Raw genomic sequence first — 16,621 nt, 5'->3', positions numbered from 1 at the left:
TGGACGTGCATATGCTTTTTTTCGAACCGCCCAAAACACAATTTGTTGTGTCCGATGTTTAACTCCCCTACTATATGTGGTATAGTTGGTACATAATCGAAAGATTGGAAGTGGCGAATCATGACAACAGTTACAACGAAAATTACAAAGGCGGGCGGTTCACGCTCCATGCCATTTGATCGCGAACGCCTGTATACATTTATTGACGAAGTCACGGCTGACATCCGAATTCCATCTTATATTGATCAGTACAAAGAAAAAGTCATGAAAACAATTGAGGCAAAGGAGCAATTTTCCGCTGAAGAAATCACCCAGTTATTACTCTTGACCGCCGCGGAAAACAACGACGTCGACATGCCGGAATGGACGTACGCGGCCACAAAAATTTTCCTCAAGGATTTGTACAAAAAAGCGGCATACAACCGAAGCTACGATGCCGAGCAGAAATACGGCAGCTATTACGGTCTGCAAAAACGCCTCGGCCAGTTGGGGATCTATGACCCGACGATTCTCCGGGACTACACGCGCGAGGAGATTGAAGAAGCATCCTCGTTTATTGATCCTGAAAAAGACCACCTTCTTACATACGCCGGTTTGCGCACTTTAAACGACCGCTATCTCGCAAAAGGCTTTGATGGGAAGGAGGTCTACGAACTGCCGCAAGAACGATGGCTCACCATCGCGCTCACGCTCATGTCCCAAGAAGACCGCTCCAAACGCATGGGACTTGTAAAAGAGGCTTATTGGGCGTTATCCAATCTCTATATGACAGTGGCAACTCCGACACTTGCCAACGCCGGCAAGAAAGCGGGGCAGCTGTCCAGCTGTTTTATTGATACGGTGGACGACAGCCTGCAAGGCATTTACGACAGCAATACCGACATTGCCAATGTCAGCAAGTACGGCGGAGGCGTTGGGGTTTACATCGGAAAAGTTCGCGCCGCCAACTCAGACATTCGCGGGTATAAAAATACTTCTTCAGGCGTGGTTCCCTGGATCCGCCAAATCAACAATACAGCCGTGAGCGTCGATCAGCTCGGCACGCGTGCAGGCGCTGTCGCTGTTTATCTCGATGTGTGGCACGCGGATATTTTTGAATTTCTCGATCTGCGTTTGAATAACGGAGATGAACGCAAACGCGCCCATGATGTTTTTACCGGTGTCACTTTGCCTGACGTATTCATGGAAGCAGTCGAGGCGCGCGGCGATTGGTATCTGTTTGACCCTCACGAAGTGCGCAAAGTCTTCGGCTGGTCGCTGGAAGACTCCTATGACGAAGAAAAAGGAAACGGCACGTTCCGGGAACGCTATGAACAATGCGTGCAGTCCAATGAACTGACGAGCCGCAAAAAAGTAAATGCGATCGATGTCATGAAGCGTATCATGCAATCGCAATTGGAAACCGGCACGCCGTACATGTTTTATCGCGATGAAGTAAACCGCATGAACGCGAACAAACATGAAGGCATCATTTACAGCTCCAATCTTTGCACGGAAATCATGCAAAATATGTCCGAGACAGTCGTCATCGAGCAAATCCAAGATAACGGGGAAATTCTCGTTCGCAAAAAACCGGGCGACTTTGTCGTTTGCAACCTTTCATCGGTCAATCTGGGACGGGCCGTCAGAGCCGATGTTCTCCCGCGTTTGATCCCGATTCAGGTACGGATGCTCGATAACGTCATCAATATCAACCAGCTTCCGGTCGTGCAAGCGCAAATGACCAATCATAAATACCGGGCTATCGGCTTGGGAACGTTCGGATGGCACCATCTCCTCGCCCAAAACCATATCGCGTGGGATGATCCCGAAGCGGAAAAACTCGCGGATCAGGTCTACGAAGATATAGCCTATCGCACTATTCAGGCAAGCGCGGACCTCGCGATTGAAAAAGGGGCATACCCTGCTTTTCCAGGTTCGGAATGGGAGAACGGACGCTATTTTGAACGGCACGGTTATTTTGACCAAGATGAAGATACTTCCTTCGCGGGCAACGATCATTGGAAAGAGTTGGCCGGCCAAGTCCGGGAAAACGGCATTCGCAACGGCTACTTGATGGCCGTCGCGCCAAATAGCAGCACAGCCCTGATTGCCGGCAGCACGCAAGGCATTGATCCGTTCTTTGGGGCAAGCTACGTGGAGGAGAAAAAAGATTACCGCGTGACCGTGACTGCGCCTGATATTGACGGGGAAAACTACAAATACTATGAGAAAAACGCGTTCCAACAAGATCAATTCGCGAGCATCCGCCACAACGCTGCAAGGCAAAAACACGTAGACCAATCGCAATCCTTTAACCTTTATGTCCCGGCTTCCATCAAGGCGAAAACATTGCTTGATTTGCACTTAACTGCTTGGAAATCGGGGCTGAAAACGACGTATTATGTGCGCAGCAGCAAAGTGGATATCCGTGAATGCGAATGGTGCCAAAGCTAATGGCGCTCCGAAGTGCATGCATTTTATACGAATCTTTAAGCGGCAATACGGCACAACTTTCCATGTTTATTCATCAAATACTGGAATACGATGGCGCTCACGTCAAACGCATGCCTTTACAGTCTTTTCTTGACCTCTCCATTGCAGATGCCGAGGAGGTGATCCAACAATACGAAAGCCTCTTCATTGGCACGTACACGGATGATGCCCACCTCCCTCCGGAACCGGTTGAGGAGTTAATGGAGACCTACGCGTTCCCGGATAAGCAAATCGCTGCTTTCGGCACCGGGGACACGCAATGGGGAGAAACGTATTGCCTGGCCGCTCACACGGTGGCTAAACATTATCAAAGCCCCTATCCCGTGTTGGAAATTGAACAGATGCCCGCGAGAAGCGACGAAAAAAAAATCGATAATTGGTTGGAGGCGATTGATAATGAGCAAACTCATGGAAAAAGTAGCGATTATGGACCCGGCAAATCCGGTGCGGTCCACCGGCATTATTAACGGAGCGTCCAGCGGCATTCTAAACTGGAACGACATTCCATACCCTTCTTTTTACCGCACGTACCGGGAGTTATTATCTAATTTCTGGATCCCGCATGAAGTGAATATGAGCCCGGACCATAAATCCATCATGGAATTGTCTTCAGAAGAGTTGCGCGCCTACAAGCTAACGATCGGCCTCCTTGCCACCCTGGACACACCGCAAGGACGACTCATTCATGGCGTAAGTGAATATGTCAGCGATGACAGCGTGCACGCGATTGCCGCCGTTATCGCTCAACAGGAAGTCGTTCACAACGAGAGTTACTCTTACGTGCTTTCCAGTTTATTCGGCTTCGAAGAACAAAAACAAATTTTTGAAGACGCGAGAACGAATCCAACGATCATCTCGCGGAATCAACGAATCATGGACGCGTATAACGACTTTATTGAAAACCCGACGGAAGAAAAACTCGTCAACGTCATCGTGTATTCGCTTATCTTGGAAGGCATCTTCTTTTACAGCGGCTTTGCCTTCTTTTACAACCTGGCCAGACAGCAAAAGATGAACGCAACCGCACAAATCATCAGCTTTATTAACCGTGATGAGCTCGTGCACGGCAAATTCATGTCCGAGTTATTGCGTGCCATCCTTGGCGAAAACCCGCATTTAAATACGCCGGAATTCACGGAGTTTGTAAAAAATGAGTTCCAACACGCGGTTGAATCAGAAATCGCTTGGTCCAATGAAGTGCTCGATGACATCTTCGGCATTGATCTGGATGAAATGCACACGTATATCCAATACCGTGCCAACAAAATGTTAAAGATGCTTGGATTGGACCCGCTTTATCCAGATGCCCACGAAAACGTCATGCCCTGGATCAAAGCCTTCGTCGACAATTTCGACTCAACAAAAACCGATTTTTTCGAGGCTCGCAACCGCAGCTACGAAAAAGTCGACGCCGATAACGGGTTTGATGAGTTATAAAAAAGAAGGAGGGGTGTCCAATCGCAGACAGCCCTCCCGCATATAGCTGATCAAATATTGAAAAAATGAACACCTAGTATGATTTTCCATGATAGTTGTCCAATAGGAATTCATGAGAACCATCTTGCGCATGGTTCCCTACAAACATACGAAGGGTCACTTGGCTCTATGGGTTTTGGTGATTAGAGCGTATCCCAAACAAAAGAATATACAAAAAACGCCCAGACCCCACATCTAGACGTTTTTGCAGCTAAAAATAGCAATGAAGCAAGGTATTCAATATAAGCGACGACATTGAGTTTAGCCAAATAGTATACGTATAGCATATTTTCAAGTGGAGTAATTTGGGGTGATCCGGGTAATCATGTGATACTTGGCTTGATATCACGGTAGAGACGCTCAATACCACCCTGCCAGGGGTGGTTTTTGCTGACTTCCAGTGAACTTGAAAGATAAACTTCCTCATACCCGGCTACAGCTATTTACGTTTTCACCTTGTTTATGATATTGCAATAAAGCGCAGTGAGGGCTGTTCGGACATTCTTGGACGCTTTCTTGAAAATGTGTCCGAGCTGCGCGCTACTTCGGACATTTCCTCGAAGTTTTCCCAAAAAACTGTCCGAACTCTACTTGTATTCGGACAACATTCTCAGATTTCCAGTAGAAATTGTCCGAGTTAGACTTGTTCAATGAACACTGTTTAATCGTTAGGTTAAACACGACATCGACATTAGCTTCGAGAGACAAAAACACGGTTTTACTAAATGAATATTGTATGAAATTGTTTTATTTTACAAGATCATCACATACCTATATGTTAAGCTTACCGTAGAAAATGGACATGCCATGATTAAAAAGTTTGGGAGGATAATAATTGAAATATTTTTACATATTTATAGCTACGTTTTTGATGTCACTCGCCTTCGCATCCACGACTTTCGGACACGCACATCCTGAAGGTTACGACCCCGAGGATGGCGAGACTGTTGAAGAAGAAGTTGCCACGATCACAGCTTTCTTCGATTCAGGCATTGAATCAGCGACAACGGCTACGGTTACCGATGAAGAAGGGAACGAACATGAACTTGCGGATGAAACCATTGAGGGAGATGATTATATCGCTACCCTGGATGAACCTCTACCATCCGGAGATTATACGGTGGACATGACCGTGCTCGCGGAGGATGGTCATACGACCGAAGAGGAATTCACTTTTAGCGTAGATGCCGATGCATCCGTTGAGGAAGAAAATGCTGCAGAAGAAGAGGCAGCAACAGAAGGAACCCCTGAAGAAGAAGAAAGCGCTGCTGGCGAAACAGCTGAAGGTGGCGATGAGGGCGGCGCAGGAGGATTGCTGATTGGCGCTATAGGCGTAATCATTGCCGGAGCTATCATCTTCTTTATATTCCGCAGCAGAAAGACCGCTTAAACACCAATGGTCATCATTGCGAATGCGATATCGTTCATCACTCTGGCACTTATTATCGGCTTATCGGCATTCACATTCTTGAAGCAATCTCTGAAGATCAGCTACCGACCTTGCGTATTCCGAAATTTCTACTGACTGCCACCGCCATCGTGATGATCGTTGCCCAGTTTCCTCCCTACCTATTATATCCAACCGCATGTCACCGCTAGAGGAATGCATCGTATGCCTTGTGCACGAAGTGGAAGTTATTGAAAATGATTGAATGCAATGCGGGAAGCGATTGAACCTAGGCCATCGCTTCCCGTTTCGAATGTAACTATGCAAGCGCAAGCCAGTCATCGAATATACCGTGTGCCCATTTTTTTGTTGGGGACAAATGCTTATGAATATCGGTCATGGACCGGCTCGGTTGAATATTTTCAATGGTTTCCTTTTTATCAACATACCAGCGATCCACGATGGAAGCATTCACTTCCGGATGGAATTGAACGCCATAGGTTTTTGATCCGATTCGATACGCTTGATTGATACAATATTTTCCGGTCGCCAAACGTATTGCCTCGGTAGGTAAGGCAAAAGAATCTTCATGAAACTGCATAAATGAAAATTGGTCCGGCAACCGGGAAAATACAGGGTCCATTGTGCCCTCTTCCGTTTTTGCAAGAGGTGTTACTCCAAACTCTGTTTCCCCCATTTTACCCACGGCAGCCCCAAAGGCTTGTGCGATAATTTGCGCCCCAAGACAAATGCCGAGGACAGGTTTTTTCGCTGCATGAAACTTCTGCACTGTTGAAATAGTCTTTTCTATAAAAGGATAATCATTCCCCTCGTTTGCACTCATGGTCCCCCCAAGAATAACGAGAGAATCAAAAGCTTCCAGACTGTCGGGTAAAGGTTCATTTTGATCGATCCGACAGATTTTTGCTTCTTTTCCACAGGCCTGGATTCTGTATAAAAGCTCGCCCGCCGGGACCATATCCATTGGTTGAATGATTAAAACTGTCATGGTTCTCCTGCCCCGCTTTCTCTCTTTTCTTTCACTTTTTTACATTTGATGCGTATGCATGCTCTTTCGTTGGCACTGTCTCCTGTTGCGTTAGTGATTTAGCTTCACTTTCCGTTAAGTAGTACTCATCGTCAAATGAATTTTTCGGTTCTTCCAAGGTGAAATAGCAAATGGTAAAACTTACTAATGCACCAGCAGCCAGTATAAAAAAGAACTGCTGTGGAGTAACGAACGTAAAAAGTGTTAAATAAAAGGCAGCACCCACATTTCCATAAGCGCCAGCCATGCCGGCCACTTGACCGGTGATCCTCTTTTTCACCATGGGAACCATTGCAAACGTAGCACCTTCCCCTCCGCTAACGAACATCGAGGTGAAAATCATCATTGCCAATGCCAGGATAATGGGCCAGCTGGAATCGATCATGCCCATTCCGACAAGCCCTACTGAAATCCCTAGCATGTAAATAAGCATAACATTTCTTCTGCTCCCCATTCGGTCGGATAAAACCCCACCCAGCGGCCTTGCAACCAGACTAATGAAAGCAAAACTTCCCGCGACAATGCCTGCTAAAGCTGGAGAGAGGGAGAACGTCTGCTGGAAAAATATTGGAAGCATGGAAATAATCGCGAGTTCCGCCCCGAAATTGGCGAAGTACGTGCTGTTTAATGCACCTACATTTTTAAAACGATATGTGTCCTCTTTAGGAACACCTTTTTTCAAGATAGGAACATTTACTTTTAAGATTTGGTAGACCTGAAAGAAGAAAGCTAACGCTACGATGCCCCAAATGATATATAAAAGTTGCATGGAGATAAAACCCATTTCTTCGATCCGCCAAAAACTTAACGCAACTGCTCCGCCAATCGGAATCGTCCATATAATCAACTGTGCCATATCTTTCCATGAGCTCACTTCCATTGCAGCAGCTTTTTTCGGTTTGATTAACGGTCGTCCTTCCGGCGTATCCCTCACTTTCTTGTAATAAACAAAGCCATAGGTGAGGCAGACAAGACCGGTAAATACCATTGCGTACCTCCAGCCTTCTGCTCCGCCAAATATCGTCAACGCGAGCCAGGGAAGCATCATCGAGGCTGCGGATGATCCGAAGTTCCCCCATCCGCCATAGATTCCTTCGGCAAAACCTACACTTTTTGGCGGAAACCATTCGCTCACCAAACGAATGCCAATGACAAAACTTGCCCCAATGCTCCCTAAGACCAAACGTGAAATAACAAGCTGCGCCCAAGTGTCTCCAAAGGCAAAAATGAAAGTCGGAATCGACATAACGACAAGTAAAGTAGAGAAGACGACCCTAGGGCCATATCTGTCCAAAAGTGAACCAATAATGATCCGCGCGGGGATCGTTAATATGACGTTAATAATCCCTAACGCTGCAATATGTTCTGCTGTTAACCACCCCATATCATCCATCATCGAAGAAGCCAATGGTGCCATATTAAACCAGGCAAAAAAGGCAACAAAAAAGGCGAACCATGTTAAATGCAACATCTTGATTTTTTCATCTTTAAAGGTGAAAAGATCTCTTACTCGCAAGGGATATCCGCCTTTCTTTTTCAATCATTTGTTTATAATGTTTCTACCTTCACCGCGCTCACCTTAAATCCGGGCATACGGCAATTCGGATCGAGATCATCAACGACGAGTCGATTTACATTCTGCTTTTCATCCCAATGAAATGGGACAAATACCGTGTCGCGGCGTATTTTTTCCGTCCATTTACTCCGTACAATAATGCTTCCTCGTCTAGATTCAATTCGCGCTAATGTTCCATCCGGCAGGTTGTAGGTTTGGGCCGTTTGCGGATGAATTTCCAGAAACGGCTCAAAATCCCGCGCCGTTAACGATGGGCTTTTTCTCGTTTGAACGCCTGTCAAATAGTGGGCCATAATGCGCCCAGTCGTTAAATACAAAGGATAATCTTCACATGTTTTTTCTTTTTTGACAGGAGGTTCATTGGGCACGACGCTCATCTTTGCTCGACCCTCCGGATGAGCAAAAGCATGTTCAAAAATACGGGAAGTCCCTTCATGTTCTAGTGACGGGCAAGGCCAAAGAATCCCTTTTTTCTCACGAAGGCGTGCATAGGTCATTCCGTAATAATCAGCGATCCCGCCGCTACTCGCTACTCGCAGCTCATTAAATACATCTTCAGCTGAATGGAATGAAAAATACTGTCCTTTTCCTAATGCCCTTGCCACATCACAGATAATTTTCCAGTCGTGCCTGGCTTCTCCGGGAGCCTTCATGCTTGCTTCCCGCAATGTAACCCTGCCTTCCAGATTCGTCATCGTGCCTTCGTCTTCCAAATAGGAGGAGGCCGGCAAAATTAAATCTGCAAGCTGCGCTGTCTCTGATTTAAAAAGATCTACAGCAACGAGAAACTTTAACTTCTTTAATGCCTGCTTGACAAAACGCGCATTCGGATTGGAAACGACCGGGTTTGAACATAGCAAAAACATGCCTGCGATCTCGCCACGATCTGCTTTTTCAATCATTTCAAATACGCTTACTCCTTTTCTCGGCAGTTCTTTCTCCTCAATCCCCCAAACATTCGCCATATGCGTGCGGTGTTCATCATTTTCAATGGAGCGGTAACCGGGCAGTTGATCGGCTTTTTGGCCGTGTTCTCTCGCCCCTTGTCCGTTGCTTTGCCCGGTAATTGCTCCATACCCGCAGGAAGGCTTTCCGATTTTACCGGTGGCAACAAGGATATTGAGAAAATTACGAACAGCCATCGAGCCATCCGTTTGTTGCTCAACCCCACGCGCGGTAAAAATCATTCCAGTCTCTTTTTGGCCTAAGGCACGAGCGACACGATGAATGTCTTTCAAAGGAATGCCTGTTTTTTCAACAATTTCTCCTTCATCCAAAGAAGCGATATGCTCCTTCACCTCTTTAAACCCGGTCACCCTCTCTTCGATAAAAGACGGGTCAACAAGCCCTTCTTCAATAATTACCTTCAGCAATCCGTTCGCAAGCGCTGCATCGGTGCCCGGCTTTATCTTCATATGCAAGTCTGCGATCCGTGACGTTTCCGTTTCCCTGGGGTCAATGGCAACAATCAACGCTCCGTTTTCTTTGGCTTGTTCAAAATAAGGCATAATTGTAGGCTGGCATTCCGCAATGTTCGTTCCCGCCAATACAATCGTTTCTGCATAGGGGATCTCTTCCAATGCATTCGTCAACCCCCGATCCATTCCGAACACTGCGCTTGCTGCGGAAGCTGCTGCCGACATACAGAGCCGCCCGTTATAATCAATATGTTTCGTTTTCAAGGCGACACGCGCAAACTTCCCCATCAGATAGGCTTCTTCATTTGTAATGGAAGCACTTCCGTATACAGACATGCCATGATGCCCATCTTCTTTTTGAATATTCGTTATACTGTCTGCCATAAATGCCAACGCTTCCTCCCATGAGACCGGAACAAATTCCTCCCCTATTTTTCGTAAAGGCTGAGTGAGACGATCTTTATGCAGCGCATGTTGATGAGCGTTTATTCCTTTTATACAAAGGCGCCCCTTGGAAGTTGGATTGTTTTTCCCTATGGTTTTATAGGATTTTCGCGTCACGCTTCGTTGTTCAATCAACTGCATGTGGCATTGGACACTGCAATATGGGCACTGTGTATCGTATACTTTCTCTGACTGCTCTCGCTGCTCTTTTTCACGAAAGTACTTTAGAAGCATTTCGGTCATCACGCATCCCCCTCTATATGTCCAACTTTACAATTGCCGTTTTGTTTTCATTGATGGATGCGTCCGTTTTCAGTTGCTTGATTAAACGATTGCGAAAATCATTATCTAACACGATCTCTCTTACATGGATGATACCGACCTTGGTTACCCATCGAGGGAGCGTTTCACGATAACTCGCGGCTTGACGATAATATTGTAGCAGTGCAAGCACTAATTCGAATGCATCCTCGGTTTCTTCAGCGACGTAAAGTAAATCGTTGCTTCCGATATGAATCTCCCAACCTAACGTCGTGCGACCGATTAAAAGATCCGTCGTTTTTGGGTCATGTGCACATGCCTTCGTCTCTATTTTTACAGTTGCAGGGAATTGTAAAAATTCAAGCTGTTTATCTAAATGAAACGCAAGAGCCCTTGTTTCCGTTGGATCACACGCACAGGAAGGTGTTTCTACAGGTTGAACGCTAAAGCCTTTGATCGAGCGTTCCGGCATCCCTAATTGCTCCCATACCGTATCGAGTTGCCCTTCTTTTACCCCCATTAATTGCAGCCGTTGATCACTCGTGATCGTTACATCGGGCAAATGAAACTGTTTGATCAGCGCACTAACACGCGCTAATTGTTCCGGGCTGACAAACCCTCCATAGAGCGGCGGTGTTATCGTGTATGTGCCATCATTCTGCAATTCGGCATTTTTGTCTTCCATCAAATGAAGGTGCGGGTGAATCATGCCCAAATAATACGGGAGAGCATCTCGGCAAATGTAGCATCCTTCCTGTATCGGCCAATCCAATGTGCTTACGACTTCTTGAACAGTCTGTAGCTCTCTGACCTGAATCTCTTCAACGATTTGTTCTTCTGTGTAGTCTGTACACGAACACAAAGATGCTACTTCAATTGCTTCATCAAAACGATCACTGTGGATATAATCAAGCATTTCTGCCACTGCCGACTTACAACTGCCGCATGAACCGGATGCATTTGTCTCTTTTTTAATGCCTTCAACGGAAGTTGCACCAGATGCTTGCACCGTTTCAATGATCATACCTTTCGAAACTGCATTGCAGTTACAAACCAATTCTGTTTGTGGCATTTCGGCGATACGATCATAAGAAGGATGTACTGCGTGTATGAGCGCTTGTTTTTCTTCCTCCGACAAGTCTTTATCTTCCACAATCTGACCTAGCGCATGCATTCCATCACGGGTATCCCCGAACAATATAGCTCCTGCCAACTGATCACCATGAAACACAAATTTTTTATAATGATCGTTTAATTCATCGAAGACCGTTAAAGATTTTTGACCTTCCCCGGGGATGAATTCTCCGGCTGAAAACACATCGACACCGGATACTTTTAATTGCATGGAAAGGACAGTTCCCCGGTAAACAGAGCCTCCAATGCCGCTAATTTCTTTGCCAAGCACTTTCGCTTGTTTATATATTGGCTTTACAAGCGCGTAAACAACATCACGATGTTCGGCGCATTCACCAACGGCATAAATATCGGGGATATTCGTACGCAAATGGTCATCGACGATAATGCCTTTATTCGTATGAATGCCACTGCATTGAGCGAGCTCAATGTTAGGCTTTACCCCCACGGCCATCACGACCAAATCTGCAGAAATTTGCGTGCCGTCCTGAAATCTTAGCCCTTCAACCCTTTCGTTGCCGAACAATTCACTTGTATCTTTTTCCAAAAAAAAGTTCATGCCTTGTGCTTCCAATTCTTCCTTTAAAAGACCGGCAGCAGTGGGATCAAGCTGACGTTCCATCAATCGGCCGGCCAGATGCACGACATCGACTTCCATTCCCAAATTCAAAAGACCGCGCGCGGCTTCCAAACCGAGTAATCCGCCGCCGATAACAGCAGCTTTTTTATACCTTCCGGCGGTTTCCATCATCTTTTTACAATCATTGATCGTCCGGAAAGCCATAACCCCTTCTTTATCTGCTCCCGGAAGGGGGATGAAAATAGGGTTGGAGCCGGTCGCGATAATGAGCTTGTCATAGGAAAATTCAAGTTGTGAGTCAGTTGTTATGGTTTTCGCTTCCGAATCAATTTGCTCAACCGTTTCTCCCGTGCGCAAATCTATCCGATTCTCGTCATACCAATCAGCATTATTTAATTCAATCCCGGCAAACGACTGCCCTCCTTGAAGCACGGAAGATAGTTGGAGCCTGTTATAACTAGCATGCGGTTCGCTGCCGAAAATCGTTATCTCAAATGTATCGGGAGAATGATCCAACACCTCTTCTATCGTGCGGATCCCTGCCATCCCATTGCCGATCAATACGAGTTTTTCTTTTTGCTGTCCCATTCTCAAGCTCCTTATCTTATGGCAATAGATCTTGGTTTATCCATCGAAAAGCACGTACACTCGCTCTTCCTCGACTTCCACATCAAAACGGGCTACACACCCTTCGTCCGCACCGGCTGCTTCCCCTGTCTTCAAGCTGATTTTCCAATCATGCAAAGGGCAAAAAACGTGATCCCCGCTGACCATTCCTTCGGTCAACGGCCCCCCTTTGTGGGGGCAACTGTTTTCAATCGCGTAAACGTGCCCATCTTTTTGCAGAAATAAAGCCAAGCTTTTTCCATCGATAACAATTTCTTTCCCATGTCCGGTGGATAATTCGTTCCGATTCGCTACCCACACTTTTTGGCCTGTTTGCACTTGTGTCATGTGAATGCCTCCCTAGGTTGTGATTGACACTTGTTTCTTTTCAAATAAATCTTTTTGTTTGTCTTCGCTATCGACGATGTCTGTCCAAGGATCTTGCTCGATCGATAAGGCGATATCCATGCGCTCATTTAGTGCCGCTTTTTCTTTTTCGTCTTCGAGAACTACCTTCTTGACCGTATCAAGCCCTACACGATCGATATAATGAGAGGTACGCTCCAAGTATCTTGCGTTTTCCCGGTAATGTTGCAAGAAAGCAGCGGTTATTTCAAGCACTTCTTCATCGGTCTCCACTTTGCAAAGCCGTTCGGATTTTTTAAGGTCGACCCCGGCGTTTCCGGCAACAAAAATTTCCCAGGCTCCTTCGACACCAACAATGCCCACATCTTTGATTCCGGATTCCGCACAATTACGCGGGCAAGCGGAAACGGCCATTTTCACTTTATGGGGTGTTTTCATGCCCTCGAATTTTTGCTCCATCTTAATGCCGAGACCGATGGAATCCTGGGTGCCGAACCGACAGAAGTTTTCCCCAACACAAGTTTTTACCGTTCGCATCCCTTTACCGTAGGCGTTACCGGAACGCATGCCGAGGTCATCCCATACGCTGGGCAAATTTTCTTTTTCGATGCCGAGGAGGTCGATTCGCTGGCCGCCGGTGACTTTTAAGAGCGGAACGTCATACTTATCAGCAACATTCGCGATCGTCCGTAATTGATCCGAGTCCGTCACACCCCCATACATTCTCGGAACTACGGAAAAGGTTCCGTCGTTTTGAATATTGGCATGCATGCGTTCATTGATGAAACGGGAATTTTCATCATCTTCGTAATCTAACGGGTTCACCATGCCAAGGTAATAGTTCAATGCTGGACGGCATTTGGTGCAACCGTCTTCCGTTTCCCAGCCAAGCACATTCATGACTTCAGGAATATAAGTGAGCTCCATCTCGCGAATGGCTGCGACTACGTCTTCATGGGAATGGTCGGTGCATCCGCATATCGGCTCTTCTGCCTGGGAAGCATCTTCCCCTGTGGCCAGCGATAAGAGTTCCGTGACTTGTGGTTTGCATCCGCCGCATGAACGTGAAGCATTGGTCGTTTTTTTCACTTCTTCGACGGTTGTTAAGCCTTGTTCTTTAATGGCAGATACAATTTCACCTTTGCAAACGCCGTTGCAGCCGCAAATATTTTCTTCATCCGGCATGAGCTCAACCGCCGAACCGGCATTATCTTCGGCTGACTCGGAAGGCAGAATCGTTGCCTTATTCATCCCGGAAACGTCTTGGCTTGAGCGCATCATCGAGAGAATGCGCGGGGAATCGGAAGTATCCCCAAACAACACGGATCCTACGACATAATTATCTCTGACAACGACTTTCTTAAAGGTATCCTCAAATTCATCGTGAACTCGGATAGATTTGGTTTCATCAGTGTCCATAAATTCCCCCGCTGAAAATACGTCAACGCCGGACACTTTCAGGGAAGTGGACACAATGGATCCTTCATAGCTGGCACCATCCTCTTTGCATAGACGGGAGGCAAGTACCTTCGCTTGTTCAAAAAGGGGAGTGACAAGGCCGTAAACGACCTCTCGGTGTTCGGCGCACTCGCCCACAGCATAGATGTTTTCATGGCTTGTTTCCATATAATCATTGACGAGGATGGCTTTCCCGACATCAATCCCGGTTTCTTTTGCCAGCTCTATATTCGGACGTATGCCCACGGCCATTACAACTAGATCGGCATCAAGACTTTCGCCGTCTTTAAACTGCAATCCCTCTACGCGATCGGCTCCGATTAAAGCTTCGGTTTGTTTCTTAAGGTGGATGTTCATGCCCTGTGCTTGGAGTTCTTCTTTCAGCATGCCGCTTGCTTCACCGTCTAGTTGATTTTCCATCAAACGGTCAGCCAAATGAATGACATCGACCTCCATCCCCAAATTCAACAACCCACGAGCCGCTTCAAGTCCCAACAGGCCTCCGCCGATCACAACGGCCTTTTTATAAGATTTGGAAGTATTAATCATCGTTTCACAATCTTGTATGTTTCGAAAAGCGATCACACCTTCTTTATCAGCGCCGGGAAGGGGAAGCATAAATGGATTGGAACCAGTGGCGAAAATCAGACGGTCATAAGGCCTCTCCACACCTGCCGCACTGTATAATGTCTGTCTCTCCGTATCGACATGGGTGATCGCATCCCCCGTGATCAGTTCAATTTTGTTGTCTTTATACCAGTCATAATCATTGAGCATGATATCATGAAGTTCAGTATCTCCCTGTAAAACGGAAGAAAGCTGAATACGATTATAATTTGGGTGGGGCTCTTTCCCGAAGACCGTTATTTCGTAACGCTCAGAATCCTGCTTTAACAGTTCTTCCAATGTACGAATTCCTGCCATTCCATTTCCTATCAAGACGAGTCTTTCTTTCACTGCAAAACAGCTCCTTTGCTTTGGGTTCCGGTAAATTGAGCAATGATGGCTTCTTCGCTCTCCCTAAAATTAATCGGTGTACTTTTCAAACCAAGTGAACGGGCGTAATGCTCAACATCTTGGTTCGTTGTAAAAAAATGAAGCGTCTCACTTGCAAGATCGTCCACTTCTTCTTTTCCGCTGCATACGACAGCGTTCACATGGCCTTCTTTGATTAGGCGTTCTTCCGCCACCTTTTCCCCTTGTGTCTGTGATTGGCCGAGGAAAATCGGTGTCATCCATGTTTTCTCTGAAAAAAGTCGAACTTGCATCCCTAATTTGAAAAATTCTTTTTTTATATGTTCATCCGCCGCTACAAGTGTGCTGCGTAAATTGCGTACATCGTGCCCCCTCTCTCCCAATGCGGCCAAGAATGCCCGAATCACTTTTCCATTCGAGAAAACAAGCGCCTGATCTTTCCCTGCTTCCAGAGCTTGATCGATTTCCTGGCCTGTTGTCGTTAAGTTCCGAATATAGACATCTGCTCCATGGTGTTTTAACAGTTCTTTTTTTTCGTCGGATCGAACGAGAATGCCCATCCCCGATAAAGGTTTATGTTCAAACCAATTCACCTGCTCGCGAGCGTGAATGACATCACCCACGAGAATTATCGCGGGATTTTTGATTTTTTGATTTTCAATTTTTTTCGAAATAGTCGTGAGATCACCTTCCACCGATCGCTGGCGAGTATAAGACCCCCATTGAATGACCAAAACCGGTGTCTCTTTGGCTTTGCCATGCTGCATTAACTTTGAAACAATGGTTTCGATCTGCTGAACCCCCATGTAAAACAAGATGGTATCCACCGATTTTGCCAAAGAGTCCCAATTCACATCCGGCTTGCCATCATCCGTTCGCCGATGACCGGTTACGACCGCGAAGGAACCTGAATAGTCCCGGTGAGTGACGGGAACTCCTGCATAAGTGGAAGCTGCAATGCCCGAAGTGACACCCGGAACAACTTCAAAATTTACGCCATTTGCCTTTAAATCTGCCGCCTCCTCACCAACCCGCCCGAACACCGTGGGGTCGCCGCCCTTTAAACGCACAACGGTTTTCCCTTTTTTCGCATGAATCAGCATTTCCGACTGAATGTCTTCTTGGCGAAGCATATGGTTACAAGGCTGTTTTCCGCAATAAACGAGCTTGGCATTATTTTTAATCTCTGTTAACAAATAAGGATTAATCAATCGGTCAAAAATGACGACATCTGCTTCCCTAAGAACCCGTTGGCCTTTAACGGTTAATAATTCAGTATCCCCTGGCCCTGCCCCCACTAAATAGACCATTCCTTGTTCACTCAGTGTTAAATTCAATGATGTCTCCTCCCATTCATTGAAGTGATAGTGTATATCCTAAAAGAATACAGGAAGGGATACAATATTTATGTAAGGTT

The 16,621-nt window shown here is 46.3% G+C and carries 11 protein-coding genes; 4 read left to right on the top strand and 7 right to left on the bottom strand.

Annotated features, from left to right (window positions below; translation table 11 throughout):
- The first annotated feature begins 120 nt into the window (after positions 1-120).
- The 4 genes from EPH95_RS11540 to EPH95_RS11525 all read left to right on the top strand — a co-directional run bounded on the left by EPH95_RS11540 (position 121) and on the right by EPH95_RS11525 (position 5,341).
- Positions 121-2,436: a ribonucleoside-diphosphate reductase subunit alpha gene (locus tag EPH95_RS11540; RefSeq protein WP_142090133.1), complete on the top strand. Its 2,316-nt coding sequence runs from the start codon at positions 121-123 to the stop codon at positions 2,434-2,436.
- Positions 2,415-2,942 carry a class Ib ribonucleoside-diphosphate reductase assembly flavoprotein NrdI gene (locus EPH95_RS11535; protein WP_142090131.1) on the top strand — a complete coding sequence of 176 codons (528 nt, stop codon included), beginning with the start codon at positions 2,415-2,417 and terminating at the stop codon, positions 2,940-2,942. The genes EPH95_RS11540 and EPH95_RS11535 overlap by 22 nt, the downstream gene beginning before the upstream one ends.
- Positions 2,872-3,912, top strand: a complete 1,041-nt coding sequence (locus EPH95_RS11530) for a ribonucleotide-diphosphate reductase subunit beta (protein ID WP_142090129.1) — start codon at positions 2,872-2,874, stop codon at positions 3,910-3,912. Before EPH95_RS11535 ends, EPH95_RS11530 begins: the two co-directional genes overlap by 71 nt.
- A gap of 874 nt (positions 3,913-4,786) precedes the next feature.
- On the top strand, positions 4,787-5,341 hold the full coding sequence (locus EPH95_RS11525) for a copper resistance CopC family protein (protein ID WP_142090127.1): 555 nt from the start codon (positions 4,787-4,789) through the stop codon (positions 5,339-5,341).
- Between the two features lie 316 nt (positions 5,342-5,657).
- Here EPH95_RS11525 and EPH95_RS11520 read toward each other — a convergent pair whose 3' ends face one another.
- The 7 genes from EPH95_RS11520 to cobA are packed head-to-tail and all read right to left on the bottom strand — an operon-like array spanning position 5,658 to position 16,541.
- Positions 5,658-6,347: a type 1 glutamine amidotransferase gene (locus tag EPH95_RS11520; RefSeq protein ID WP_142090125.1), complete on the bottom strand. Its 690-nt coding sequence runs from the start codon at positions 6,345-6,347 to the stop codon at positions 5,658-5,660.
- Positions 6,348-6,378: 31 nt separating this feature from the next.
- The gene (locus EPH95_RS11515; RefSeq protein ID WP_142090122.1) at positions 6,379-7,902 is read right to left on the bottom strand and encodes an MFS transporter; all 1,524 of its coding nucleotides are present in this window, start codon (positions 7,900-7,902) and stop codon (positions 6,379-6,381) included.
- Positions 7,903-7,934: 32 nt separating this feature from the next.
- Entirely contained in the window at positions 7,935-10,067 is a 2,133-nt protein-coding gene (gene nasC / locus EPH95_RS11510; RefSeq protein WP_142090120.1) for an assimilatory nitrate reductase catalytic subunit NasC, read from the bottom strand.
- Between the two features lie 13 nt (positions 10,068-10,080).
- Positions 10,081-12,387 carry a nitrite reductase large subunit NirB gene (gene nirB / locus EPH95_RS11505; protein ID WP_142090118.1) on the bottom strand — a complete coding sequence of 769 codons (2,307 nt, stop codon included), beginning with the start codon at positions 12,385-12,387 and terminating at the stop codon, positions 10,081-10,083.
- 36 nt (positions 12,388-12,423) lie between these two features.
- Positions 12,424-12,753: a nitrite reductase small subunit NirD gene (nirD, locus tag EPH95_RS11500; protein ID WP_142090116.1), complete on the bottom strand. Its 330-nt coding sequence runs from the start codon at positions 12,751-12,753 to the stop codon at positions 12,424-12,426.
- Between the two features lie 12 nt (positions 12,754-12,765).
- The gene (gene nirB, locus EPH95_RS11495; protein WP_142090114.1) at positions 12,766-15,186 is read right to left on the bottom strand and encodes a nitrite reductase large subunit NirB; all 2,421 of its coding nucleotides are present in this window, start codon (positions 15,184-15,186) and stop codon (positions 12,766-12,768) included.
- Positions 15,183-16,541, bottom strand: coding sequence for a uroporphyrinogen-III C-methyltransferase (cobA, locus tag EPH95_RS11490; protein ID WP_227003885.1), 1,359 nt, complete (start codon positions 16,539-16,541; stop codon positions 15,183-15,185). The genes nirB (EPH95_RS11495) and cobA overlap by 4 nt, the downstream gene beginning before the upstream one ends.
- Positions 16,542-16,621: the final 80 nt, after the last annotated feature.

The sequence above is a fragment of the Salicibibacter halophilus genome (assembly GCF_006740705.1).
In the GTDB taxonomy this organism is placed as follows: domain Bacteria; phylum Bacillota; class Bacilli; order Bacillales; family Marinococcaceae; genus Salicibibacter; species Salicibibacter halophilus.
This window is presented reverse-complemented; position numbering and strand designations above follow the sequence as displayed.